At 69.8% G+C, this 1,564-nt stretch carries 1 protein-coding gene; it reads right to left on the reverse strand.

Annotated features, from left to right (window positions below; translation table 11 throughout):
* A partial coding sequence (locus F3T56_RS45860; protein WP_149831370.1) for a GcvT family protein occupies window positions 1–1,564 on the reverse strand: 1,564 nt, incomplete at both ends.

A 1,564-nucleotide genomic window follows, 5' to 3' on the forward strand; every position in this document is an offset into this window, starting at 1 on the left:
GTGCGGCCTTGCCGATGAAGTCGTCCTTGTCGAGCTTGACGGCGAAGCCGACGCCGGCCTCGTAGGGGTCGTGCTCGTAGGTCATGTCGGTGCCGAAGGAGCGGTAACCCTTCTCCAGGCGGAGGCTGTTGAAGGCGCCGCGGCCGGCGATGACGCCGCCCAGGGGTTCGGCCGCCTGCCACAGGGTGTCCCACAGCTTCAGGCCCTGGTCGGCGGTGGTGTACAGCTCCCAGCCGAGTTCGCCGACGTAGGACAGGCGCATCGCCGTCACCGGGACGCTGCCGATGTAGGCGGGCTTGGCGCGGAAGTACTTCAGGCCATCGCCTGAGAAGTCCTCGTCCGTCAGCGGCTGGAGAACCTTGCGGGCCAGCGGGCCCCACAGGCCGATGCAGCAGGTGCCCGGCGTGATGTCGCGGACCTGGACGGTGCCGTCGGCGGGCAGGTGGCGGGTGAACCAGTCGAGGTCGAGGTTGCCGTTGGCGCCGACCTGGAACTGGTCGGGGGCCAGGCGGGCGACGGTGATGTCGCTGCGGATGCCGCCGTCGTGGTCCAGCAGCAGGGTGTACGTCACCGAGCCGACGGACTTGGCGACCTTGCCGGTGCACAGGCGCTCCAGGAAGGCGGCGGCACCGGGGCCGGTCACCTCCAGGCGCTTGAGGGCGGTCATGTCGTACATCGCGACGGTCTCACGGGTGGCCTGCGCCTCCGCGCCGACGATGGGCGACCAGAACTGGGCGGCCCAGTCGTTCGGGGTCGGGATGGAACGCCCCTCGGCCAGCTTCGCGTTGGCCTCGTACCACTGCGGGCGCTCCCAGCCGTTGGCCTCCAGGAAGAAGGCGCCCTGCTCCTGCTGCCGGGCGTGGAACGGACTCAACCGGATCGGGCGCGGGTCCCCCGACGGCTGGAGCGGGTGCAGGATGTCGTAGACCTCGACGAAGTTCTGGCAGTCGCGGGCCAGGACGTACTCCGGGGACAGCTGGTGCGGTTCGAAGCGGTTGACGTCGCACTCGTGCAGGTCGAAGGAGGAGCAGTGCCCGTCGACCAGCCACTCGGCCACCGCCCGGCCGACGCCCGCGGAGTGCGTGACCCACACCGCCTCGGCCACCCAGAAGCCCTTGACGGCCGGGGACTCGCCGAGCAGGGGGTAGCCATCGGTGGTGAACGAGAACAGGCCGTTGATGCCCTCCTCGACCTTGGCGTCCTGCGTCGAGGGGAGCAGGGACTGAGTCTCGGTCCAGGCGGGCGCGAAGTCCTCTTCCGTGAACTTCAGGACCGACGGCATCTCGTCCGCCTCGTCGAACGAGAGGATCTCGTCGGCGGTGATGGGCATCGGGCGGTGGCCGTAGTAGCCGATGCCCAGGCCGTCGAAGCGGTCGCGGTAGTAGAGATCGGCGTCCTGGTGGCGCAGGATCGGGCGCACCGCCTCCTCCGTCTGACCCGCCAACGCCGGCACCGGGCCCGTCCAGGCGAGCTGGTGGGCCAGCGGCGTGAGCGGAAGATTCATCCCGGCCATGCGCGCGATCTTCGGACCCCAGATGCCGGCGCAACACACCACGATGTCAGC

This window comes from Streptomyces tailanensis (genome assembly GCF_008386495.1).
Classification (GTDB): Bacteria; Actinomycetota; Actinomycetes; order Streptomycetales; family Streptomycetaceae; genus Streptomyces; species Streptomyces tailanensis.